This is a genomic window from Homoserinimonas sp. OAct 916, from assembly GCF_003260275.1.
GTDB lineage: Bacteria > Actinomycetota > Actinomycetes > Actinomycetales > Microbacteriaceae > OACT-916.
On sequence record NZ_QJHB01000005.1, the window covers coordinates 174,300 to 196,881 of the forward strand.

Sequence of the window (22,582 nt, forward strand, 5' to 3'; positions counted from 1 at the left end):
TTCATCAGCCCTTGAAGGTTTCCCAGATCTTGGAGTAGTTGCTGAGCTCGTCGTTATTGCACGGCTGAACCGGAAGGGCGAGGCCATAGCTTTCTGGGACGACGATCGCCGGGCTGTTTGCGAGTTCCGGCTTCATGAGTTCGGTCGTGCCGAGGATGCCTGAGGCATACGCCTGGAAGTTCACGGCCACGGCCATGTTCACCGGGTCCATCATCCAGTTGAGGAAGGTGAGTGCCTGATCGACGTTCTTCGCACCGGACGGAACCGTGAAGTTGTCCTGCCAGAGGGCGACGCCTTCCTCCGGGTACACCCATGTCACCGCTGGGTTCTCCTGCGCGGCCCGCCAGGCGGCACCGTTCCAGATCATCGCCATGGCCTGTTCGCCACCGGCGAGGCGCTCGAGGATTCCATCGCTGTTGATCGTGCCCACCGATGGTTTGAACCCGACGAGCAGATCTTGGGCGGCCTGCAACTTCGGGCCGTCGGTGGTGCAGAAGTCGCCGCCGACGACACGCAGGGCGGAGTTCACACCTTCGACCATGTCATCCATGATTCCGACACCGCCTGCCGAGGCCGGCGGGTTGAAGAAGTCGGCCCAGGACTTCGGGGCGTCCTCTTCAGAGATCATCTCGTTGTTGTAGGCGAACGAGGTGGTGCCGTAGAGGTAAGGCACCGAATACTGGCGGCCCTCGTCGAAATAGACATCGAGAAAGTCGGGCTGGATGTTCTTTCCGTTGGGCAGGTCGGCTGCGTTGATCTGTCGGAGCAGTCCGTCGTCTTTGAGAATCTGAACCATGTAGTCACTGGGCACGACGACGTCGTAGCCCGCACCGTCACTCGCTCGCAGCTTGGCTTCGAGGCTCTCGTTCGAGTCGTAGTAGTCGACTTTCAGAGTGATACCGGTGTCTTCCTTGAACTTGCCGATCAACTCTTCCGGAAAGTAGTCGCTCCACGTGTAGAGGCTCACTTCGCCGCTGGTGGCCGGCGTGAAGCCCGTCGTTTCGACGCCTCCGTCACCGGCTGCCGGGGCATCGGCGCCGTTGTCGCTGATTCCACCGCCACACCCGCTGAGGGCGAGGGCGCCGATGGCCGCTATCGCGGCTGCCGTGACGAACCGCTTGTGGGATTTATGCATTCTTCTTGCTCCTTCGATGGGTTTGCAGATACGCGATGGTTGTGACGAGGATGGCGATCACCAGGAGCAGCACCGCGATGGCGTTGACGGCCGGGCTGGCGCCGCGACGAATCATGCTGAACAGGTAGACCGGCAGCGGGGTGGCCCCCGATGATGACAGGAAGTTCGAGATGATGAAGTCGTCCAGCGAGATCACGAAGGCCAGCAGCGCGCCCGAGATGATTCCGGGCACCAGCAGCGGCAGGGTGATTCGGCGAGCCACCTGCCAGGCGGATGCGCCCAGGTCGGTCGCCGCCTCGAAGTAGGTGCCACCGATTCCTCGCAGCCGTGCCCGGATCGGCATCAGGGCGAACGGGATGCAGAACGAGATGTGTGCCAGCATCAGTGCCAGCATTCCGGGTTGCAACCCGATGATGCGAATGAACCCGAGCGTTGCCACCGCGAGCACGATCTCGGGGATCACCAACGGTGCCGACAGGATGCCGAGTGCGATCGAACTGCCCTTCGCCCGTAACCGTTCGACCGCAAGGGCGAACAGGATCGCGAACGTCGTGGCGAAGAAGGTCGCGACGACCGCGATCTGCAGCGAGATCATCACTGAGTTGATCAGGTTCGCGTTGGTCAGCACGCTCTCGAACCAGCGCAGACTGAATCCCTTCCAGATCAGCGCCGAATCCCCGTCGTTGAACGAATAGATGGTGGTGATGACGATGGGAACGTAGAGGAAGACCAGCGCGAATACCGCGATCGCCCCAAAACCCGGAAACTCGCGCAGGCGCAGGCTCTTCGGTACCCTGCGCGTGGGCGCACTCGTGCTGCTCATAGCGATATCTCCACTTTGCGTCCGGACCTTCGTGAGTAGAACGCGATCAGCATGAGGGTGAGCATGAGCATCACCAGGACGATCACCGACAGGGCGGCGCCGAACGGCCAGTTGCGCGAGGCGCCAAACTGTGCCGCGATGAGGTTACCGATCAGGAGCAGTTTGCCGCCGCCCAGCAGTACCGGTTGCACGTAGGAGCCGAACGCCGGCATGAACACGAGCAGCAGCCCGGAGACGATTCCCGGGGTCGCGATCGGCAGGATTATCCGGCGCACGACCGCCATCTTCTTCGCTCCGAGGTCATAGGCTGCCTCAGCCAAACGGAAGTCGAATCCGGCGAGGGAGGAGTAGATGGGCAACACCATGAAGGGCAGAAAGGTGTAGATCAGGCCGAGCTGGGACGCGAACGGCGTGTAGAGCAGGTCGACACTGCCGATGCCGACGGCCTTCGTGAAGGTGTTGACGATGCCGTTCTCGTTGAGGATGAGCATCCACGCGTACGTGCGCACCAACAGGTTGGTCCAGAACGGGATGGTGACCAACAGCACCAGCACGTTCTGCATGCGCGGCTTGCGGGTGGCCATCCAAAGGGCGAGCGGAAACGCGAGGACGAGGCAGACCACACTAGTGACACTCGCCTGCACGAGGGAGTCGCCGAAGACGGCGAGGTAGCGCGGATCGAACGTGGTGTTGCCGAGGAAGTCAACCTGCACGAGGAACGAACGGTAGGCCTCGAGGGAGAAGTCGTAGATGACCCCACCGCCGGTCTTCGGGCGGCTCAGAAACGAGAAGATCACGATGATGATGAGCGGTCCGACGGTGAACAACAAGCCGATGATGAGCGCTGGGACACTCCCGAGCCAGCCGATCTGGCCGGGTCTCTTGGGGTTGCGTCGTTTGATCCTCGCAGGTGACGGATCGGGTATTCGTTTCTCCGCCTCGACCGTACCGGTGCGGGTCATCGCGCGGTCTCAGGCATCAGAGGCCGTATGTTCGCGGGCTCCGCGTACAGTTTGATCACCGAGCCGACCTTGGTCGCCTTGTCGTCGAACGGGGGCGGGATGCGCACACCGAGTTCAGTGCCATCATCAAGCAGGACGGTGCACCGCAGATCGGTTCCCATGTAAACCAGCCCGGAGATGGTGCCGGTGGCAAAGTGGTGCGCGCCATCGCCCACCGTGATGCGCTCGGGCCGGATGGCGAGAGTGACGGTGCCGTCGGGCGTGGGCACTGTCTTCGGCAGTGTCACCGACTGTCCGCCAGGCAGCGTGATGATCAGCGGGGAGTCCGCCACGGCGGCCGCCCCGTCCGGAGCCCGGACCGCGTCCGTGTTGATGAAATTGGTCTCCCCAATGAAGTCGGCGACGAACCGGTTGACCGGCTTTTCGTAGATCTCTTCCGGCGTGCCGATCTGCACCGGCCGACCCTTGTCAAAGACAGCGATCCGGTCACCCATGCTCAACGCTTCCTCCTGGTCGTGGGTGACGAAGACGAAAGTGATCCCGGTGGTGCGTTGCAGGCGCTTGAGCTCGGCCTGCATGCCGCGGCGCAGCTTCAGATCCAACGCGGCGAGCGGCTCGTCCAGAAGCAATACTTCGGGCTGCTTTGCGAGGGCCCGCGCCAGTGCGACCCGTTGCTGCTGACCACCGGACAGTTGTTCTGGCTTTCGGCTCGCCATCTCCTGCATCTGCACCAATTCAAGCATTTCAGTGACCCGGGCTTGCACTTCGGGGCGCGGACGGCCCTCCATCTCCAGGCCGAAGGCGATGTTCTGCGCCACCGTGAGGTGGGGAAACAACGCGTAGGACTGAAACACCGTGTTCACCGGCCGCTCGTGCGGCGGAAGCTGATCGATGCGCCTGGAACCGAGTCGGATCTCACCGGCGTCGAGCGTCTCGAGCCCGGCGATGGAGCGCAGCAGGGTGGTCTTGCCGCAGCCCGACGGGCCGAGCATGACAAAGAATTCCCCCTGTTTGATACTGAACGACACGTCGTCGATCGCGTTGATCGCAACTTTTTCAGGAGTGATGTACGTCTTTCGCGCACCTTCGATCACGATCTCGCGTGACGGTGAGGAACTGGGATCGATCCGGTCGTATCCGGAAATCGTGGTGACTGGAATAGTCAAGACGTGCACACCGCCGCTCTGTGGAACGACCCTTGCCATTTTGCCGGGGTTCGTGTTGGATTCAAACTAATGGCGTTAGATTGACTTCGCAACCGTGTTCACGTGAACAGTGACCGAATTGGAATATTTGGTGGCGTGGTCTCCGCACTCCCAGAAGGGGGATTGATCCAGCGTGGCTGAAGAGTTGGGCCCAATTCGTGCTGGGCGTCGAAGGCGCCCGGGTCGGCCGACGATCGCGAAGATCACCACGGAAGGCATCGCGCTTGCTGCGCTGGAACTCATCGATGAACGCGGCTGGGCGGCGCTGACCATGTCATCGCTCGCATCACGACTTGGTGCACGGGCACCTTCCCTGTACCACCACATCTCCGGCCAACACGATTTGATCGACCTCGTTCGAGACCTGGTGGTCGCCGAGATCGACGTGTCAATGTTTAAAAGCCTGCCTCTCGCTGATGCGTTGCGCGCGTTCGGGCTCTCCTACCACGAGGTCTTTGCCCGTCATCCGAACACCATCCCCGTTCTGAGCGTCAGTCCGATCCGGGATGGGCGAACGATCGGCATGTATGAAACCGTGATGGTGGCGATGGCGCGCCACGGCTGGAGCGGCGAGCGTTCACTCGAGTTTCTGCTTGCCCTCGAGTACGTTGCACTCGGTACGGCCTTCGAGTGGAGCGCCAAGGATCTGATGATCTCGACGGAGGCAGCGGAGAAATTCGACGCTCCGCTCCTCGCGAGTTACGTGACCAGTCGCACCGATCAGCAGGTTCTGGCCATCACAACGTTCACGCACCTGCTCGATATGCTCATCGCCGTTTTCGAGGTCGGCGACGTGGCGTCGATCACCCGTGCGGGAGTATCTGCTTTGACCAAATAGGCGTGAGACAGAATCTCGCGACGAGGCAACTCATCCCATCCGGCACTGAATAATGCCGTCCGATCCTTCGCTCAGCCTGCCCCGGCTGCCGGAACGGGCCTAGTGTGGCGCATGCGGTCCAGAAGATCTTGCGCGCCCCAAAGTCAAGCATCTCGGTGAGGATCGCGCCGTCTCCAATGATCTGAAGGAGTAGATAATGACCAGATTGCCCGATTCCGAGCTTGTGCTCATCCCGGGCGGAACGCTGATCACAGCAACCGCCGAAGAGGGCCGTGAACTCGCCATCACGATGGCCAGGCACAGCATCCACAAGATTCAGCCCGATGCCGAGGTGCTTGCCGCCGACAGACACGTGTACGCGACAAACCCCGACAGCCTCATCGCCACTTCGCAGGTGATCGCGCTGGAGTTCCAGACCATCGCAGCCGCAAACAACTACTGGCGCGACTGATTTCTCGACGCCCCGCCCCAGGGGTCAACATCGGCATCAGAATCATCAATTCTGCTGCCGATGTTGACCCCTCACCGGGTTATCGTCGGCGACGGGCGTGGTCGAGACCGCAGTCGCCAGCGGGTCGGCTTGCGGATCCCACTGCGGGAGGTGCCCCAACGGGCTCGGCTGTGGCAGCACCTGCCTGCAGGCGTGCGCCAACGGCGCCACAAGACTCGCCACAGCAACCAGGTCGATGTCCGACAGGTGACTCCACGGCTCGGCGGCGAGCCGATTCGTGAGGTGTTCGGCACCCTCGAGCGCTTCCACACCAGCCGAGCTGATTGTATGGTCGGCGTTCAGTAGACCGCGTGCAACCAGGCGATCACCCTCCGCGGCCCACTCGTGGTCCGTCCACCCGCGGCTGAGCCTCAGGGTTCTAGCATTGCGGTCGAGCGCGCTTCGCAGCACAACACTGCTCAACCCTGCGATACCTGTGCTGACCAGTGCTATCACGTGCCCGTCACCACGGTGTTCGCGCAACGTGGTCGCTGCTTGCCAGAGCCTTCGGTACGGTTCTCTCTCGTCGGGCAGCGCCCGGTTAGCAGCAGACAGCGCACGGCCGATCGTATCGGCCCGCTGAGCTGCGACGGTGAGTGCATCCGCGGCCCGGGCGACGGAGGATTCGTCGGGGATGATGGTGCGCAGGGCCTCGGCTGCCCCGGTGGACCGTGCGTGAAGCACCTCCTCCACTGATGCGGACGACCAGACACTCGGTAGGGCCCTCTCGACCAGATACGGAGCGAACCCGCTGAACAGGGCGATCACGGGGGCCGCGTCCACCGGGCCCAATGGTGCGGCTCTGCCGGCGAAGTAGCCATCCCAGTACCGGGTCAGCCCGACGGACGCGAACCCTTCGCGCGCCTGAGGCGTGAAGTAGGAAACCGCATGGATTGGCTCGAACAGGGTCCACATCGCCCTCACCACGTGTTCGCGGGCCGGAACGGTCATCGTGTCTCCATCTCGTCTTCGAATCCACAGTCGGCCATGATCGGCGGCTGTAAATTCATTTGCCGGACAGGCTACGCCTTCACCGGGTCGACGGCGCTGCGTTTCGCCCAAGCCGAGCCACACCAAGCTCTGGTACCTATACTTCGACCATGGACGAAGGCGCACGTATCCTCGTGGCAGAAGATGACGCGCGCCTGGCAGCGATGCTGCGCGAACTGCTTCAGGGCGAGGGCTACGAAGTTGTCATCGCCCGCGACGGCCAGCGCGCACTGCACGAAGGGCTGACGCAGCAGTTCGATGTGATCCTCCTCGATCGGGGGCTCCCTGTGATCGAAGGCCTCGACGTCTTGATGCGACTGCGCGCCCATGGAGTCCGTAGCCCGGCTCTGGTCCTCTCCGCCTTGGGCAACCCCTCCGACCGGGTCGAAGGCCTCGATCGCGGGGCCGAGGATTACCTTTCGAAGCCATTCGACATCGACGAATTGTTGGCACGGCTGAGGGCGTTGCGCCGCCGTCTCACCTCCACTCTGCACGTGCTGCAGATCCCGGGCGGAATGTTGGACACCGCCTCACGCTCGGTGACCCGCTCTGGCATAGACGGTGTCGTACCCCTGACCGAACGTGAAGGAGACCTGCTTGAGAAACTGGCTCGGCGGCCAGGACAGGTTTTCTCGCGCGGGGACCTTCTGTCGTCCGTGTTCGCTGACGCCGACGATGCGGGTGTCGTCGATACCTATGTGCACTACTTGCGCAAGAAATTGGGGCGGGAATGTGTGCTCACCGTGCGGGGAATCGGTTATCGCCTGGGTCGGCTGCCGTGAACCCCCACGATGGCACCGAGCTCAGGCGGGCGTCACTTCGACTGGCGGCGCAGTTCGCTGCGTTGATCGTGGTGTTGTTCGCCATTCTCGGTGGAGTCGTCTTCGCTATTGTCCAAGCGAGCCAGGGTGAGTCGATCGAGCGGACCCTCCGCGATGCATCGGTGATCGACTCGCCCATGGACGCTCCTTCCGGTGTATTCGTCGCCATTGTTGGAGAGGACGGAGTACAACTTCCGCCAGACCTTCCGGCGGGCCTGCCTGACGAGAGTGCACTGCACGATGTTGTCACGACCGGCCGCACCGTACAGCAGAACACGACGATCGACGGTCAGACCTACGTCATCCGAACCGCCCGTGACAATGGCCGCGTGACCCAGGTCGCTGTCAACCTGCACGAGAGTCAGGAGGAGTTGCGGCGATTGGGCACGGCCCTGGTCGTCTCAGGAGTCATCGCCGCTGTCGCAGCAAGCCTGATCGCGCTGTGGATGGCTCGGCGCGCGATGCGGCCGCTGGTCGATGCGCTCACACTTCAGCGACGTTTTGTCATGGATGCCAGCCATGAGCTGCGCACCCCCCTCACACTGCTCAGTACACGAGCCCAACTGGTTCGACGGCGACTGGCTTCGATGGACTCCGGTTCGGTGACCGGCGTCGTCGCCGGGCTGGACGAGATAGTGCAGGATTCCAAAGCGTTGTCGGAGATTCTGGAGGACCTGCTGATCGCCGCCGACCCGCGAGAGATGGCGCAAAAGATCCACCTGGATCTCGCGGCACTCGCTGATGAGTCCGTCAACAGCCTGCAGTCGAACGCCGACGGCCGCGCGATCACGCTTCGCCGAATCGGGTCGACCCACCCGGTGCTGATCACCGGCGCACCCGTCTCCTTGCAGCGGCTGTTCACAGCCTTGATCACTAATGCGCTCGACCATGCAACATCGGCTGTGGATGTCGAGGTCACGGTGCAGGAACACGAAGCGCTGATCCGGGTCATGGATGATGGCCCGGGGTTTGCTTCGGGGATGGACACGCACGCGTTCGAGCGCTTCGCCACCTCTCGACCGACGAACAATGATGAGCAACGCACGAGGAACTACGGTCTCGGCCTCGCCCTGGTCGCAGAGGTGGCCACCCGCCATCGCGGAACTGTGAGCGTCGAAGACAGCCGCCTCGGCCACGGGGCGGTGGTGACCGTGCGGTTACCAGCCGACTCCTGAGGAACTCACAGCTCGCTCCCTGCCCAGCTAAGAAAGTTGGAAGAAAGTCGCATCAGTGTGGAAGTATCCGCTGATGATCGAAGGGCTGGCAGGACGATGCGTGAGAAGTCATGACCGCAGGAACGGCGAGTGCGCCTACGCTACACCTCGGCACGAACGCAGACCCGCATCCGCGTCGGTCACAGCCCGGGCGGACCGCCCGCCTGCGGTCCCGACTCGTGCGGGCGGTACTCGCCATCGGTTTCACAGGGGTGCTGCTGATGTGGTGGATGGACACTCCCGCCGGGCCCGCCGCAACACCCGGGCAGCTCGCAAACACGATCGGCGAACTGGCCGGCATGCTCGGTGGTTATCTGGTGTGCGCCCAGGTGCTGCTCATCGCGCGGATTCCGTGGTTCGAGTCGGCAGTGGGCCTGGACAAGCTGGTTCGCTGGCATCGCAACCTCGGCACAACCGTGATCTTTCTGATCCTCACACATGTCGGCCTCATGATCGTCGGTGGCATGCTGCTCGATCATTCGACGCCTTGGAATGAGGTCTTCATCCTTCTGGGCAGCTACCCAGACATACTCACAGCGCTGATCGGAACCGCACTCTTTCTCGCCGTGGGTCTCAGCAGCGCCCGGTTGGTCAGAATGCGTTTGTCTTATGAAACGTGGTACTGGTTGCACGTGACCACGTATGCGGCCATCTTCCTCACGTTCCTGCACCAGCTCAGTGCCGGCGTGAACTTCGTCAGCAACCCGGTGAATCGCCTTCTGTGGTTGCTGTTGTATCTCGGCACCGCTTCGGCCGTGTTGACGTGGCGGTTCGTCGTGCCGGCGGCAACGGCGTGGCGAAACCGCTTGAGTGTGGACCGCGTGGTCATGGAGTCATCGTTTGCGGCCAGCGTGTGGCTCAGGGGCCGCAACCTCGAGGAGTTGGGGGTGCGTGCCGGAAATTTTATGCTTTTCCGGTTCATCGGGTGGGGACATCTTCTGACGGCGCACCCCTACTCGATCTCCCGTGTGCCCCAGGCAGACATGTTGCGCATCACCGTAGGCGCTCTCGGCGACCACTCCAGCCTCATCCGGTGGCTGAGACCGGGAACGTTCGTCTTCGCGGAGGGGCCCTTCGGCCACTTCACAGCAGACCGGGCCAGCCGCAGGCGCATTCTGCTCATTGCGGGCGGCGCTGGAATCGGGCCGATCTGCGCTCTTGCAGAGGAGATGACGGCCGCGGGCCGGGACGTTGTGCTGTTGTATCGCGCACGATCCCAAAGCCATTTGGCGCTGCTCGCAGAACTCCAGTCGATGCCGGGTCTGACCGTGATCGCTTTGCCGGGGCGCCGATGGGATCTGGGCTACGATCCGCTCTCCGAGGATGCCCTGGCCTACTACGTTCCCGATGTCGGCAGACGTGAGGTCTTCATCTGCGGGCCGGAAGCCATGGCGCTCCAGGCCGAATCATCCCTTCGGAGTCTTCACGTTCCCGGAGAGTTCATCCACCGAGAAGAATTGAGCATGTCATGAAGCTGAAGAAATGGCGCGGAACCCTCATGTTCTTCGTTGTTCTCGCGGTGTTGGGCCTCACGGTCGGGCTCAGGCTGTACTCAACGGTTGGCGGTGCGACAGCCCTGGCGCTCGGTGCCACGTCCCAGGCCAGCGGCACATCGTCACGGACCACCACCGCGCCGATAGCCCCGAACACGCCGAAAACACCCGCCCCGAAATCCCCCTCCCCGGCCACCATTCCCGCACCTGCGCCAGTTCCGACGGCGAGCAGGACAATCTCAGGTCAGACGCAAGACACTCCGTACGGGCCAATCCAGGTGTCAGTGACGTTCGTCGGTAAGACCATCTCGTCGGTCACCGAACTGCAGGCGCCCAATGACCGCGAGCTCAGCATCGAGATCAACGCTCAGGCAGCGCCGATCCTCGCCCAAGAAGTGCTGACTTCACAGTCAGCGCGGATCGACACTGTTTCAGGCGCCACCTACACGTCTGATGGCTATGCACTGTCGGTTCAATCTGCGATCGACCAGCGATGAGGTTCGTCGAGACGGTCATGGGCATTCCCATGTCCGTCGAGATCCTTGAGTTGGCGGATGACGCGGCGGTCGCCTTGGCCCGGGAGGCGTTCGAGTTGATCAAGGCGGCCGACCGCAGGTTCAGCACCTACAGGGACGACAGCGAGGTGGCCGCGGTGAATCGGGGCAGCTTGTGCTACGACGATTACAGCGAAGACCTGCGTGAGGTACTGGCCATTGCGGAACGTGCCGAACGAAACTCAGGCCATGCATTCAGTGCCCGGCTACCCGGCCGCAACCTGGATCTGAATGGCGTGGTCAAGGGCTGGGCTGTGCAACGGGCCGCGGACCTGCTGGTGGCTCGCCACGTCGAGGCGTTCTGCTTCAACGCGGGCGGTGACGTCATCGTTCATGGCAGACCAACCGGCTTGCCCAGCTGGAATATCGCTGTCCGCTCCCCCTGGGATGCCGCCGGCCACCTGGCCGTGTTGGCCGTGACAGACGGGGGCGCTGTGGCCACATCGGGCAGTTACGAACGTGGCGCTCATATCCTTGACGGCAGAACCGGATGCCGGTCCGCTCAGTTCGCGAGCGTCACAGTTCTCGCGCCACGCCTGACCACGGCCGACGTATTGGCGACATCCGTCTTCGTTCTGGGAGACGAGGGGTTGCCCTGGGCGTTGGAACAGGGCGCCACAGCCGTTCTCGCCGTCAGGCCCGATGCCTCGATGGTCGGTGCGGGTGCCATCCCGCTCGCCACTGCCGAAGCCACGACGATCCCGGGGAGGGCATCAATGGCTCGGCAGGGTCAGCGCTGAGGCTACCTCGCTCAGCTTGCTGCAGGCTCGCTTTCTCGGCGCGGGAGCTTCCAGCCCGGACGCACGTAATGGCAATTGTAGCCGTTCGGGTTCACTTCCAGATAGTCCTGATGTTCGTCCTCAGCCTCCCAGAAGGGACCGGCCGGGGTGACCTCGGTCACCACTTTGCCCGGCCACAGGCCGGATGCATCGACATCGGCGATCGTTTCCTCGGCCACCCGCTTCTGCTCGTCGCTGGTGTAAAAGATCGCCGAGCGATAACTTGTTCCGATGTCGTTGCCCTGACGGTTCTTCGTCGATGGGTCGTGGATCTGGAAGAAGAACTCCAGGATGTCGCGGAACGAGATCTGCTCCGGGTCGAAGACCACCTCCACGGACTCAGCATGGCTGCCGTGGTGCCGATAGGTCGCATTCTCAATGTCGCCCCCTGAATACCCGACGCGCGTCGAGACGATCCCCGGACGCGTACGGAGAAGGTGCTGGGCTCCCCAGAAACATCCTCCGGCCAAAATAGCGGTTTCGGTCGATGCTGTCATCGTCTGGACTCCTTCATGTTGGGCACGGGCTCGACATCACCATGCTGTGTTCGACGGTAGATACCACGGACTCTATCTGGAACACCGGGCACGCCCAAAGTGTTCCCGCATCACACGATCGCTGCGGTCGAACATCGGTGGGTGTTTCATCATGATCTCCCCGTCCTCCTCCTTCTGACTCCATCAAGGAAAGACGGAATCCGTTGGATCCACGAATGCACCGGGCTGCAATCACTGACGATGGTCCTGCGAACCCTTTACGGTTAGAGGTATGACGAGCCACACCAGACTCCCGCTCAACTACTTCGCCATTCCCTTCGGGCTGGCGGGTATCACCGGAACCTGGATCGTCGCAAGCACCGCCCTCGGGGCACCCGCGGCCGTCGCCATCATCCTCTGGATCATCACCGCCGTCGCGTGGCTCAGCATGATCGGCGTGTATGCCTGGCGAGGCATGCGTGCAGAGGGCTCGCTGCTGGCCGACCTCCGGCACCCGATCCTTGGCCCGTTCGGCTCTCTCGTCCCCGTCGTGGCCATCCTGCTCGGTGGGTCATTGGCCGGCGTCTTGCCCGTCGCAGGCCGCGTGCTCGTGGCGGCCGGGTTCATCGTGATCGTCATTCTCAGCGCCTGGAAACTTGCCGCCTGGATGACGGGAGCAATAGACGCCCACCTCTTCCACCCCGGCTACTTCCTCACCATCCTGGCCGGCGGACTGATCGGGGCGATCGGCCTTGCCCAGGTCGGCGCCCACGACCTCGCCCTGGTCGCGTTCGGCATCGGTATCTTCTTTTGGGCAGTGTTGGCCGCGGTTGTTCTCACCCGCCTCATCGCAATCGAGACCCTCCCGGCGCCGCTGGTGCCGACGCTGGCGATCTTCTCGGTTCCGCCGAGCGTCGCCGGCATTGCGTGGTTCGGGATCAACGGCGACCAGATCGATGTCGTGCAGCAGATCCTGATGGGGCTGATGGTCTTCCTCCTGCTCAGCCAGGTGTTCCTCGTGCCGCGGTATGCGCGGGTTCCGTTCGGTGTTGGTTACTGGTCGTTCACGTTCTCGGCGGCGGCACCGGCCACCTATGCCATTCGTTGGCTATGGGTGACCCAACCGGCCGGCTGGGAAGCGTGGAGTTGGTTGATGCTTGGGGTGGTCACCGTGTGGATCGGCTGGATCGCCGGTCGGTCAGTGACTCTGGCCCTGACCAATCATCGAACTCAGGTTGCAGAACCTCAATCTTCTTGAGCAGTACCTGGCGCTCACGCTCGTTGCTCAGAGGAGCTTTGCCAGTGACCTGTTGTCGGCCAGGGAGCGAGCGGTTCTGCCCCGGCTCCCATGGCGTGTTTCCCGGACAGGGGGTTAGGGTGAAATTACGGGCCTGAGCGGCTGAGGACGCTGAATCACAGAATGTCGCAGTCACCGCGAACCCGAGAGCCGATCCGAATGAACCGGGAGACGCACCATGCAACTAGGAATGATCGGGCTCGGCCGGATGGGCGCCAACCTCGTGCGACGCGTGACGCGCGACGGACACGAGTGTGTCGTTTACGACCGGGATGCCAAAGCTGTTGCGGCGTTGGTCGATGAGGGCTCGATAGGAGCCGCGTCGGTCGATGAGTTGATCGAAAAGATGAAGGCCCCGCGGGCGGTCTGGGTGATGGTGCCGGCCGGAGACATCACCACATCGGTGATCACCGAGCTCAGCGAGAAGCTCGAGGCCGGTGACACGGTCATCGATGGCGGCAACTCCTACTACCGCGACGACCTCGCGCATGCAGAGCTTTTGTCGAAGCGCGGCATCCATCTGCTGGACTGCGGCACGAGCGGCGGCGTATGGGGTTTGGAGCGCGGTTACAGCCTGATGATCGGCGGCGACGCAGAGGCGGTGGCGCAGGTCGAACCGGTGTTCGCGTCGATCGCTCCCGGTTTCGAGGCAGCAGCACGTACCCCGGGCCGCAACGGTGAGCTCGCGACATCCGAGAAGGGCTATCTGCACTGCGGGCCGAACGGGGCGGGGCATTTCGTCAAAATGGTGCACAACGGCATCGAGTACGGGATGATGGCCGCGATTGCGGAAGGTCTGAACGTTCTGCACAATGCGGATGTCGGCGAGCGCCCGCGCGCAGCCGGCGACGCGGAGACGACGCCGCTGCGTGACCCGCAGTATTACCGGTACGACATCGATCTGGCCGAGGTCGCCGAGGTGTGGCGCCGCGGCAGTGTGATCGGCTCCTGGCTGGTCGACCTCAGCGCAGCCGCATTGCAACAGTCACCGGATCTCGCCGACTTCTCCGGACACGTGTCCGATTCGGGTGAGGGCCGCTGGACGGCGATCGCCGCCATCGACGAGGGGGTGCCCGCACCCATCCTGAATGCCGCGCTGAACTCCCGGTTCGCCTCCCGCGACCTCGGCGAGTTCGCCGACAAGGCACTGTCAGCCATGCGCAAACAGTTCGGTGGCCACGACGAGAAGCCGCTGGCGTGAACATCATCGAATGGCAACGCCCGCTGTAGTGACGCGCGAACCGTGAGAGGAGATGGCATGACCAGACCGGTGGCGGTCCTGTTCGATATCGATGAGACTCTGGTGCATACCGGAGGCGCAGGGGCCCGCAGTTGGACCTGGGCTTTCAACCAGCTGTATGGGATCGAAGCCGACATCGGCGAGCACTCCTCCGCCGGTGAGACCGACCCGCAGGTCGGCCGGGCCACGTTCGAGGCAGTGCTCGGGCGCGAGCCGAGCAACGATGAGCTGGCAAAGTTGTATTCGAAGTACTTGTGGCACCTCTCTGACGAGATCTGGGCTTCGAAGGGCTACAAGGTACTCGAGGGGGTGGCGGGTCTACTCCCCCGGCTTGCGGATTCCGGAGTCATCCTCGGCGTGATCTCCGGCGCCATGGAGGGAGCCGCCCGCATGAAGATGGACCCGGGCAAGCTGAACCGCTTCTTCGTGTTCGGCGCCTACGGCTCGGACTCCCCCGACCGCACCGAGATCACCCACCTCGCCGCAGGCAAGGCCGCCCGCCTGCACGGACACAGCCTCACGAAAGAAGACGTTTTTGTCGTCGGGGACACTCCGCGAGACATCGAGGCCGCCCGTGCCGCAGGGGTGACCGCGATCGGGGTCGCCAGTGGACACTACAGCGTGGACGAGCTGCGGGAGGCAGAACCCGACCACGTGCTGACCTCGCTCTCAGACGCCTTCCCCGGTCTTTAAAGACACTCCGGCGACCACCGACTGATTGGATGACACCATGACCGACAGTAACGCGAAGGCTCGTGAGCGCTGGCAGCCCCTGCCGTACGACGAGTTGGCCCCCACTGTCGACTACGTGCGCCGATTGGCTCAGCTCGGTGGAAAGTACACCCTGGATCAGCCCTTCGAGCAGAGTTGGGGGAACATCGTTCTCGATGTCTCCCCGCGCGGCCTGTCGACCCCGACCCTGCGGGTCGCCGACGTCACGTTCCGGGTGCACTGCAACCTGCTTGACGCCGAGATCGTGCTCGAGAGCGATCGTGGAGTCGTCTCGGTTCCCGTCCGCACACAGTCGATGGCCGACGCGTACGCAGAATTTGTGGCCGCCGCCGCACATCTCGGAATCCCGGCCCCAGGGAGCGCGATCGCCACCGAGATACCTGGTGCACTGCACCTGGACAGAGACCACGAGGTGCGCGACTGGAACCCGGACGCGGCCCGGCTGCTCTGGTCAGCCTTCGCCGACGCGTCCGGTGCCCTCGAGCAGTGGCAGGCACCCTATCGCGGCCACCGACCACGGACCGGCGTCATGTGGGGCGGATTCGACCTGAGTGCGACCCGCTACCGGGGGGCAGCCCTACCACCCGCATCTGATCGGCCGGTGTTTCTGCAGTGGGACGCTGCCGAGGAGGTGGTCGCGGTGGGTTTTGCATTCGGAACTGCTGACTCGCCCGACGCCGCATTCTTCGCCTACATCGTGCCGCAGCCCGATGGCGTGGAGAACCGTTCATGGGGACCACGCGGCGCAGCCTGGCTGGCGGATGCCGGTCTCGCCTCGCTGCCGTGGAGCGACGTCATCTCTGCCGACGATCCGGCTCAGGCTGTCATAGAGTTCGGCGATGCGACGTATGATGCCGCGGTGGAGCTCGCCGGGTGGCCCGTCGACTTCATCGGGCCGCGCTTCGACGGCTGGTATGCGTCTCGCACTCCGCCGGGGCAGGTACCGCGCGCGTGACTTCACCGCCGGCCCGATGTGAGATTCTCTATTGAGAGGAACCATCGGTTCAGAACAGGATGTGCACCCCATGAACAGCAGACCGACAGTACTCTTCGTCTGCGTGCACAACGCCGGCCGGTCCCAGATGGCGGCCGGGTTCTTACGTGCCCTCGCCGGTGACCGAATCCAGGTGCTCTCGGCAGGCTCGGAGCCGAAGGATCAGATCAATCCGGTCGCCGTGCAGGCCATGAACGAAGTCGGGATCGACATCGCAGGGAATGTACCTGCTGTGCTCACTGATGGGGCTGTTCGCCTCGCTGACGCCGTCATCACAATGGGCTGCGGCGACGCCTGCCCGGTCTTTCCGGGCATTCGTTATGAAGACTGGGATCTGGCAGATCCGGCCGGTCAGGGAATCGAAGCGGTGCGGCACATCCGCGACGAGATCAAGGAGCGTGTCAAAACGCTCGTTTCACGGCTACTCCCAGCACCGGGCAGACGGTCGTCCGACGAAGACGATCGACCGGCCTGACCCTGCGCCGCAATCGGAACGGAGACCGGGACCGACGCCGGTACCGACCGTCAGCGCAGCTGCGGAAGCACGTCGCGTTCGAGCATCTCGATCCCCGACGTGTCATACGCGGCCTCCGGCAAGTAGAAGATCGCATAGTCGAGCCCCTTCTCCTTCATCGCCGAGAGCCGGTCGACGATCTGGTCGGGGGTACCGACCGCGAGTAACGTGGGGCGGCGATAGTCGGCCAGCACCGCCTCGGTCTGCTCGTGCCCGAGTACCGGCAGCAATCGTTCCTCGATCCGGCGCAGACGCTGATCGACGTCGGCCTGGCTGGAGCCGATCAGGCCGAAGTAGTTGGAGCTGCGGGTGATGGCGTCGAAGTCGGTACCCACCTCCCGGCAATGTTGCTTCAGCACGGCGCTCTTGTGCGTGAAGCCCTCGGGACTGGCTTCGAAGTTTGTGTAGTTCGCATATTTTGCGGCGATGCGCAGGGTGACCTTCTCGCCCCCACCGGCAACCCACATCGGGATCCCGCCCTGCTGCAGTGGCAGCGGGCGAACGATCGCTCCATCCACCTGGTAGTGCTCGCCGTCCAAGGTTGCGGTGCCTGTGGTCCAGGCCTGCTGCATGATCTGCACGCCCTCGTCAAGTCGGGCGAGTCGCTCCCCCGCCCGCGGGAACCCGTAGCCGTAGGCACGCCATTCCTGTTCGTACCAGCCTGCACCGATACCCATCTCGACCCGGCCGCCCGAGATCACGTCGACGGTTGCCGCCACTTTCGCCAGGTAGGCCGGGTTGCGGTAGCTCATGCAGGTGCACATCTGACCGAGCCGGATGCGTGAGGTTGTTGCCGCGAAAGCGCTCATCAGCGTCCACGCCTCGTGGGTGGCCTCCTCGGTCGCAACCGGCACGGTGTGAAAGTGGTCGTAGACCCACGCGGAGTCCCAATCACCGGCATCCGCCCGCTTCACCACGTCGTTCATGGCCTGCCACTGCTCTGCCGGGTCGATTCCGATCAGGTCGTGTCGCCAGCCTTGCGGGATAAACATTCCGAATCGCATGGTTTCGAGCCTACCGGCAGGTCACAGCTGGCACCGGACCGCGGCGAACGACATGCCCCCACCAAAGCGACGGACAATCTCCCGACCCACGCGCCAACATGAGCCTCAGAGCCGTGCGTCAGGCTCCCTGCGATCCGATGCCGGGAGGATGCCGGCCGCCCTGGCTGGCGCTGCATACGCGTCGGCAAGTGATGCGATCGTGTCGTGGGCGTTCAGTCCGCTCGGATTCGGCACCGCCCACAGTTCGGCGCCCGCAAGCGCCTCGCTCTGACGGCCCGCCGTCGCCTTTGGCCGGTCGAACCCCTGCCGATATGCGGTCAACCCGACGATCGCAACGACCCGCGGCTGCCACCGAGCGACATTCACCGCAAGTCGTTCCGCTCCGTCGCGCAATTCCGCGCGGGTCAGTTCGTCGGCTCGCGCGGTCGCCCGGCGCACGAGGTTCGAGACGCCGAGTCCACGCTCCAGAAACTTGCGCCTTTCCTCGTCGCTCAGCCCGTCGGCGAAACCCGGCAGACGCGGGATGATGCCGGCAGCGGCGAGCGCCGGGAAGAATCGGTTGCCCGGATGAGCAAAGGGAGTCTGCGTGGCTGCGGTCCAGAGGCTGGGGTTGATGCCGACGAACAACAGGCGCACACCGGGAGTGACGAGGTCGGGCATCGTCTGGTCGCGATACGACTCCAACTCTGCCCGGGTGAACCTCACCATCCCATTGTTCCGGGGCCACCCTTGAACGGGCCCACGATCTGCGCGGTGATCCAGCCACCATAGAAATCGCCTGCCTGACTCATCACCTTTTCGCCGTCGACCTCGCAGGATTCCATGAGGCCCGGATAGAGTGCCACTCGGGTACCGAGCGCCTCGAATCCGCGTGCCGGCTCCGGGTAGGTCCACCCGGCGCGGGGAGCCACCACTCCGCCGGCGACCACGTCGAAATAGTGCGCCTGACCCTTGAACTCGCAAAAGCTGGTGCCGTCCACCGGCACGAGCACTCCGCTGCGGAACGCATTCAGCGGCAGGTAGTAGACGGGCGGATGACTGGTCTCCAGCACGCGCACGGCGTCCGTCGTGTCGGCGATCACCTCACCGCCGAGGCGAACGACGACGCGTTCGGGCCGAGGTTCGACCCTGGGCGGCCGCGGGTAGTCCCAGACCGACTCCTGGCCCGCGTGAGGCTTGATGGGTTTGGGGCGTCGGAAGTACTGCGGAAATCCGTGAGCTGGAGTCATGCCCCTATCTTGCTGCCTGCCGCTGGGATGCCGCCGCGAGCTTCTTCACGTGATGCTCATCACTTGGAAGCTCGACACCGACTACCGTGAAATCAAGGACAGTTCACTTTTCGGCCAGATTTTGTGAGGACACCGTCATGCCGCACCCTTCTCACCCGCGCCCTCATCCAGATCGCCCAACCGCAGGGTGTTCACGAAGACCGGCAGTGATCATCTTCGTCGGTAGCCCGAAACATTGAGTACCGACGTGCCCACCCTCATTCACTCCGCTCGCCTCGTCTCTGGCGGTGTCGTCACCGACAACGCCTGGGTGATCTTCGACGGCGACCGTATTGTCGCGACCGGCGTCGGAGAGCCTCCGATTCGTGACACCGAAGCACAGCATTCTGTGCCGGATATGCCAGGAGAGGTCATCGATGCCGCCGGCCGTTTCCTCTCCCCCGGGTTCATCGACATTCACTGCCACGGAGGCGGCGGCAGTGCTTTCGACGACGGGGCCGAGGCGATCCAGACCGCGCTCGCGCTGCACCGCAGCCGTGGAACAACCCGGTCGGTGCTCTCGCTGGTGACCGCGCCGCTGGATGCGCTCGCCCAGCGACTCGCCACCATCGCCGAGCTCACAGCGACCGACCCCCTCGTACTCGGCGCCCACCTCGAAGGCCCGTTTCTCGATCCCGGCCACAAGGGGGCGCACAACCCATCCTTGCTGCGGACTCCCGATGCGCAGAGTATCGAGCTATTGCTCGAAGCGGGCGAGGGCGCGCTCGTGCAGATGACGATCGCCCCCGAACTACCCGGCGGTCTCGACGCGGTGCGGCAACTCGTTGATGCAGGTGTCGTGGTGGCCATAGGTCACACCGATGTCGACCTCGAACAGGCACGGGTCGCATTCGACGCGGGCGCGTCGATCCTCACACATGCCTTCAACGGTATGAATGGAATCCACCACCGGGCCCCCGGCCCCATCGTCGCCGCCATGCACGATGCGCATGTGACCTTGGAGATCATCGCCGACGGTGTGCACCTGCACCCCGATATGACCAGGCTCGCGTTCGCGGGAGCACCTGGCCGAATCGCACTCGTCACCGATGCCATGGCCGCGGCCGGAATGGGCGACGGGGAATACCTGCTCGGCGAACTCCGCGTCACCGTTCGCGGCGGGCGCGCCCGCCTTGTTGACGGTGATTCCATCGCCGGGTCCACACTCACGATGGACGCGGCGCTCCGGCATGCCGTGACGGCCGCGGGAATCGACGTGGGCGGAGCAGTGCAGGCTCTCACCGAGACCCCTGCCCGAGCGATCGGTCGCGCAGGCGACCTCGGCACCCTGGCCGCGGGCTACGCCGCCGACGCCGTGCTGCTCGACGAGACCCTGAACGTCGACGCTGTCTGGGCTGCTGGCAGAAGGCTGCGGTGAGAACCAGCTCGTCGAAGACGCGGCGGCAGGAGCAAACCCGAGGCACCCAGCCTGCGCGTTGCCGTCATCGGCGTAGGGGCGAGCGCACCTTACACGTATTCGGGAGATGAATAATCGCGCATCAGCCGGTTGACTGACCTCCATGGGCAGTACACCACGGTCGACCCATCGGTCATTGCCCGCCGGGAGCCGAGTGCAGGATTGTCGGCGGGGCTCTGGTCTAACGACCGTCGCGGGCCGCGTCGGCGCTGAGCGGCGGGCTGGAGACGATCGAAGAAGTGGGTCCCATCAATTGCTCTCGAACGCGAACTGGACTGTGTCCCGTCACCCTTTCGCCGGACGGCGCCGTGTCACGCCTGTCGGCGTCATCTGGACCGCAGGCCGGGCCTCCGGGCCCAAAGAATACCTTTTCCATCACTCCTCCTCACTATCGGGACTTCACACGAGAACGCGGACGGCTGCGCGCCAACCTGGGGCTTGCGATACGAATGCGGCAGCGAGTCGCCCATCGCCTCCTCGCCGAGTGCAACGCGGACTGCACCTCTGGGAAGCCACCGGATTCGATAATCAGCCGCGCCGCAGCTCTATCCCAGAACGGGGACTGCTCGCACTCCACGGCTCGGTCGGATCGCGCCCCGAGTAAGGCCACGAAGATTCGACCTGCCCGGTGGATGAAGCCGATGACGCGCCCGTCAAGACGAATCTCCTGTGTGAGTTCATCATGCCGGATGGCCGTCAGCCGAACCGTTCTGATTTGGGTCCGCCACTCCACACGCACCCAGGTGATGCGCGTCGTGAATGCCTCATATTGCGCAGACACGATTCCTCCTCCCGAACGCGGAAGACTCACTCAGCCGAACAACGAGGGTCACCCGAGAACCGACACCTTCGGCATCTGCGGGAACCCAACAACAACTTTGTCGTCCCCATGCTCCTACCGATGGTGCTTCGTATGGGCCCCATGGTATGTCGAAGCCCCATCCCGAACAAGGGGCAACGATGTCTCGGTCAACCGACCTCGTTGAACCGCCCAGCGAAACCCGTTCACCGGTCAGATTCGCCCATCTCCCTGGAGTGGAAAATGAGACTGGGGTGCCGTTCTGGAAGACTGGACGGATGACATTTTCCCCACCGACCGAACAACACCCCGTCTCCGAGCCTCTGACTGCACCCGTCGCCCACGCGTCCTCCACGCTCGCCGTGATCTCGCTGGTTCTAGGAATCATCGCCTTTCTGACCGGGTGGGTTCCTTGCCTCGGGCTCATTCTCGGTATCGGCGCCGTCGTGCTGGGTGCCATCTCACTCGTCAGACGACAGGGCAAGGGGTTCTCGATCACTGGGATCATCCTCGGTTCCATCGCGGCACTCGTCTCGATCGGCGCGACAATTTTCTTGATCGTCGGTCTGGCCAACTGGAACACCGGGCTCTTCGCCCCGCTGGAGGAATCCGGGGAGCCCACACCAGCGGCCGAGGCCCTCACCGCGGAGGAACTGAGTCAATTCCTTGAGGTGGACGACACCACTCTCATGCAGATCATGGATGACCCGGCCTCCCATCTGGCAAAGACACTGATCATCTATGGCAGCATGGGCGAACCACTCATCCTGACCGGGGCGGATGGGGAAGGGTTGTGCGTGATGGAGTTCAGCCCGTCGGCGACCGCAGATACGAATCCAGGTGTCGACCCGCTTGCGACTAGGGCCGTGGGCATTGGTGATGGAACGCTCTACGAATGTCCGATGCTGGACTCGTTTGCCGTTCCAGACGCAGACTCCCTGTCTGGGAAGAAGAAGATGTGGGTGATCGTGTCCGGAGAGACGATGCCTCGCGAGGGCTACGACGGCGACACCACCGATGCTGCTGTGTTCGCCGTGGTTCAGACTGAGTAGTCACAGCCGTGCCCGCTGCATTCTCCACACTGGTCATCGCACTTTACCGGGGTCAGAACGAGCAACGCGTCGGTTGCAATCCAATTCTCGGCCGCCGCACCGGGCGCCATCGGCCGCCCACTGCCGGTCACCCCTGTAAAACTCCCCTTGGAACATCCGATTTGGCGAAATAAATACCCCATGGGGTATAGTTGACCCTGTACCGCCCGGTATCACGATTGTGGAACCGACAAACTTTTGGGAGCGCTATGTGCCGAGCAGTGAGATGCAGTGTGTGCGACAAGACGACGTGGGCAGGCTGCGGCCAGCACATCCAAGACGTGAGGCGCATAGTGCCGGCGTCGAACTGGTGCAAGGGCAGTCACTCGCAGGCGCAAATCGATGCTGCGAAGGCCAGCCGTGGGGGTTTCTTCTCCCGACTCTTCGGCGGGTGAACAAAGGACTTCTGAATATTTGGACACGAGAGACGTTGCAGAGCGTCTTTC

The 22,582-nt window shown here is 63.5% G+C and carries 23 protein-coding genes; 14 read left to right on the forward strand and 9 right to left on the reverse strand.

From position 1 onward, the window contains the following. Positions 1-4 precede the first annotated feature (4 nt). From DL891_RS07460 to DL891_RS07475, 4 genes are read right to left on the reverse strand one after another with little or no spacing between them, the layout of a single operon-like run. Entirely contained in the window at positions 5-1,135 is a 1,131-nt protein-coding gene (locus DL891_RS07460; RefSeq protein WP_111719797.1) for an extracellular solute-binding protein, read from the reverse strand. After that, on the reverse strand, positions 1,128-1,958 hold the full coding sequence (locus DL891_RS07465; protein WP_111719798.1) for an ABC transporter permease: 831 nt from the start codon (positions 1,956-1,958) through the stop codon (positions 1,128-1,130). Before DL891_RS07465 ends, DL891_RS07460 begins: the two co-directional genes overlap by 8 nt. Beyond that, positions 1,955-2,920 (reverse strand): ABC transporter permease, encoded by a 966-nt coding sequence (locus DL891_RS07470; protein WP_111719799.1) that lies wholly within the window; start codon positions 2,918-2,920, stop codon positions 1,955-1,957. The genes DL891_RS07465 and DL891_RS07470 overlap by 4 nt, the downstream gene beginning before the upstream one ends. Continuing rightward, complete coding sequence (locus DL891_RS07475; RefSeq protein ID WP_198668807.1) at positions 2,917-4,086, reverse strand: ABC transporter ATP-binding protein; 1,170 nt, start codon at positions 4,084-4,086, stop codon at positions 2,917-2,919. Before DL891_RS07475 ends, DL891_RS07470 begins: the two co-directional genes overlap by 4 nt. Positions 4,087-4,258: 172 nt before the next feature. Here DL891_RS07475 and DL891_RS07480 point away from each other — a divergent pair, with 172 nt between their 5' ends. Both DL891_RS07480 and DL891_RS07485 read left to right on the forward strand, forming a co-directional pair. Beyond that, positions 4,259-4,963 carry a TetR family transcriptional regulator gene (locus DL891_RS07480; RefSeq protein ID WP_111719801.1) on the forward strand — a complete coding sequence of 235 codons (705 nt, stop codon included), beginning with the start codon at positions 4,259-4,261 and terminating at the stop codon, positions 4,961-4,963. Positions 4,964-5,159: 196 nt separating this feature from the next. Beyond that, on the forward strand, positions 5,160-5,414 hold the full coding sequence (locus DL891_RS07485; RefSeq protein ID WP_111719802.1) for a hexameric tyrosine-coordinated heme protein: 255 nt from the start codon (positions 5,160-5,162) through the stop codon (positions 5,412-5,414). Between the two features lie 45 nt (positions 5,415-5,459). Here the strand turns inward: DL891_RS07485 and DL891_RS07490 are convergent, their stop codons facing one another. Then, positions 5,460-6,404: a hypothetical protein gene (locus tag DL891_RS07490; protein ID WP_198668808.1), complete on the reverse strand. Its 945-nt coding sequence runs from the start codon at positions 6,402-6,404 to the stop codon at positions 5,460-5,462. Positions 6,405-6,553: 149 nt separating this feature from the next. Here DL891_RS07490 and DL891_RS07495 point away from each other — a divergent pair, with 149 nt between their 5' ends. From DL891_RS07495 to DL891_RS07515, 5 genes are all read left to right on the forward strand, one after another. Then, on the forward strand, positions 6,554-7,225 hold the full coding sequence (locus DL891_RS07495) for a response regulator transcription factor (RefSeq protein ID WP_198668809.1): 672 nt from the start codon (positions 6,554-6,556) through the stop codon (positions 7,223-7,225). After that, positions 7,222-8,439 (forward strand): cell wall metabolism sensor histidine kinase WalK, encoded by a 1,218-nt coding sequence (locus DL891_RS07500; protein ID WP_232819053.1) that lies wholly within the window; start codon positions 7,222-7,224, stop codon positions 8,437-8,439. The genes DL891_RS07495 and DL891_RS07500 overlap by 4 nt, the downstream gene beginning before the upstream one ends. Before the next feature lie 110 nt (positions 8,440-8,549). Beyond that, complete coding sequence (locus DL891_RS07505; RefSeq protein WP_111719804.1) at positions 8,550-9,950, forward strand: ferredoxin reductase family protein; 1,401 nt, start codon at positions 8,550-8,552, stop codon at positions 9,948-9,950. Next, positions 9,947-10,468 (forward strand): FMN-binding protein, encoded by a 522-nt coding sequence (locus DL891_RS07510; protein WP_111719805.1) that lies wholly within the window; start codon positions 9,947-9,949, stop codon positions 10,466-10,468. The genes DL891_RS07505 and DL891_RS07510 overlap by 4 nt, the downstream gene beginning before the upstream one ends. A 17-nt stretch (positions 10,469-10,485) precedes the next feature. Then, positions 10,486-11,265: an FAD:protein FMN transferase gene (locus DL891_RS07515; protein ID WP_232819054.1), complete on the forward strand. Its 780-nt coding sequence runs from the start codon at positions 10,486-10,488 to the stop codon at positions 11,263-11,265. An 11-nt stretch (positions 11,266-11,276) separates the two neighbouring features. Here DL891_RS07515 and msrA read toward each other — a convergent pair whose 3' ends face one another. Then, complete coding sequence (gene msrA / locus DL891_RS07520) at positions 11,277-11,801, reverse strand: peptide-methionine (S)-S-oxide reductase MsrA (protein WP_111719807.1); 525 nt, start codon at positions 11,799-11,801, stop codon at positions 11,277-11,279. Positions 11,802-12,072: 271 nt separating this feature from the next. Here msrA and DL891_RS07525 point away from each other — a divergent pair, with 271 nt between their 5' ends. From DL891_RS07525 to DL891_RS07545, 5 genes are all read left to right on the forward strand, one after another. Further along, positions 12,073-13,038 carry a potassium-tellurite ethidium and proflavin transporter gene (locus tag DL891_RS07525; protein WP_111719808.1) on the forward strand — a complete coding sequence of 322 codons (966 nt, stop codon included), beginning with the start codon at positions 12,073-12,075 and terminating at the stop codon, positions 13,036-13,038. Positions 13,039-13,255: 217 nt separating this feature from the next. Further along, complete coding sequence (gene gnd, locus DL891_RS07530; RefSeq protein ID WP_111719809.1) at positions 13,256-14,278, forward strand: phosphogluconate dehydrogenase (NAD(+)-dependent, decarboxylating); 1,023 nt, start codon at positions 13,256-13,258, stop codon at positions 14,276-14,278. A 57-nt stretch (positions 14,279-14,335) separates the two neighbouring features. Continuing rightward, on the forward strand, positions 14,336-15,010 hold the full coding sequence (locus DL891_RS07535; protein ID WP_111719810.1) for an HAD family hydrolase: 675 nt from the start codon (positions 14,336-14,338) through the stop codon (positions 15,008-15,010). 37 nt (positions 15,011-15,047) lie between these two features. Further along, the gene (locus DL891_RS07540) at positions 15,048-16,004 is read left to right on the forward strand and encodes a DUF5996 family protein (RefSeq protein WP_111719811.1); all 957 of its coding nucleotides are present in this window, start codon (positions 15,048-15,050) and stop codon (positions 16,002-16,004) included. Positions 16,005-16,074: 70 nt separating this feature from the next. Next, positions 16,075-16,518, forward strand: coding sequence for an arsenate reductase ArsC (locus tag DL891_RS07545; protein ID WP_111719812.1), 444 nt, complete (start codon positions 16,075-16,077; stop codon positions 16,516-16,518). A gap of 50 nt (positions 16,519-16,568) precedes the next feature. On the opposite strand, the gene DL891_RS07550 is transcribed toward DL891_RS07545, so the two are convergent. The 3 genes from DL891_RS07550 to DL891_RS07560 all read right to left on the reverse strand — a co-directional run bounded on the left by DL891_RS07550 (position 16,569) and on the right by DL891_RS07560 (position 18,790). Then, positions 16,569-17,561: an LLM class F420-dependent oxidoreductase gene (locus tag DL891_RS07550; protein WP_111719813.1), complete on the reverse strand. Its 993-nt coding sequence runs from the start codon at positions 17,559-17,561 to the stop codon at positions 16,569-16,571. A gap of 105 nt (positions 17,562-17,666) precedes the next feature. Further along, entirely contained in the window at positions 17,667-18,266 is a 600-nt protein-coding gene (locus tag DL891_RS07555; protein WP_111719897.1) for a mismatch-specific DNA-glycosylase, read from the reverse strand. Further along, on the reverse strand, positions 18,263-18,790 hold the full coding sequence (locus tag DL891_RS07560) for a DUF427 domain-containing protein (RefSeq protein WP_111719814.1): 528 nt from the start codon (positions 18,788-18,790) through the stop codon (positions 18,263-18,265). The genes DL891_RS07555 and DL891_RS07560 overlap by 4 nt, the downstream gene beginning before the upstream one ends. Positions 18,791-19,037: 247 nt before the next feature. Here DL891_RS07560 and nagA point away from each other — a divergent pair, with 247 nt between their 5' ends. Together nagA and DL891_RS07575 are read left to right on the forward strand one after the other, a co-directional pair. Then, on the forward strand, positions 19,038-20,207 hold the full coding sequence (gene nagA / locus DL891_RS07565; RefSeq protein ID WP_111719815.1) for an N-acetylglucosamine-6-phosphate deacetylase: 1,170 nt from the start codon (positions 19,038-19,040) through the stop codon (positions 20,205-20,207). 1,116 nt (positions 20,208-21,323) lie between these two features. Beyond that, entirely contained in the window at positions 21,324-22,097 is a 774-nt protein-coding gene (locus DL891_RS07575) for a DUF4190 domain-containing protein (protein ID WP_111719817.1), read from the forward strand. Positions 22,098-22,582: the final 485 nt, after the last annotated feature.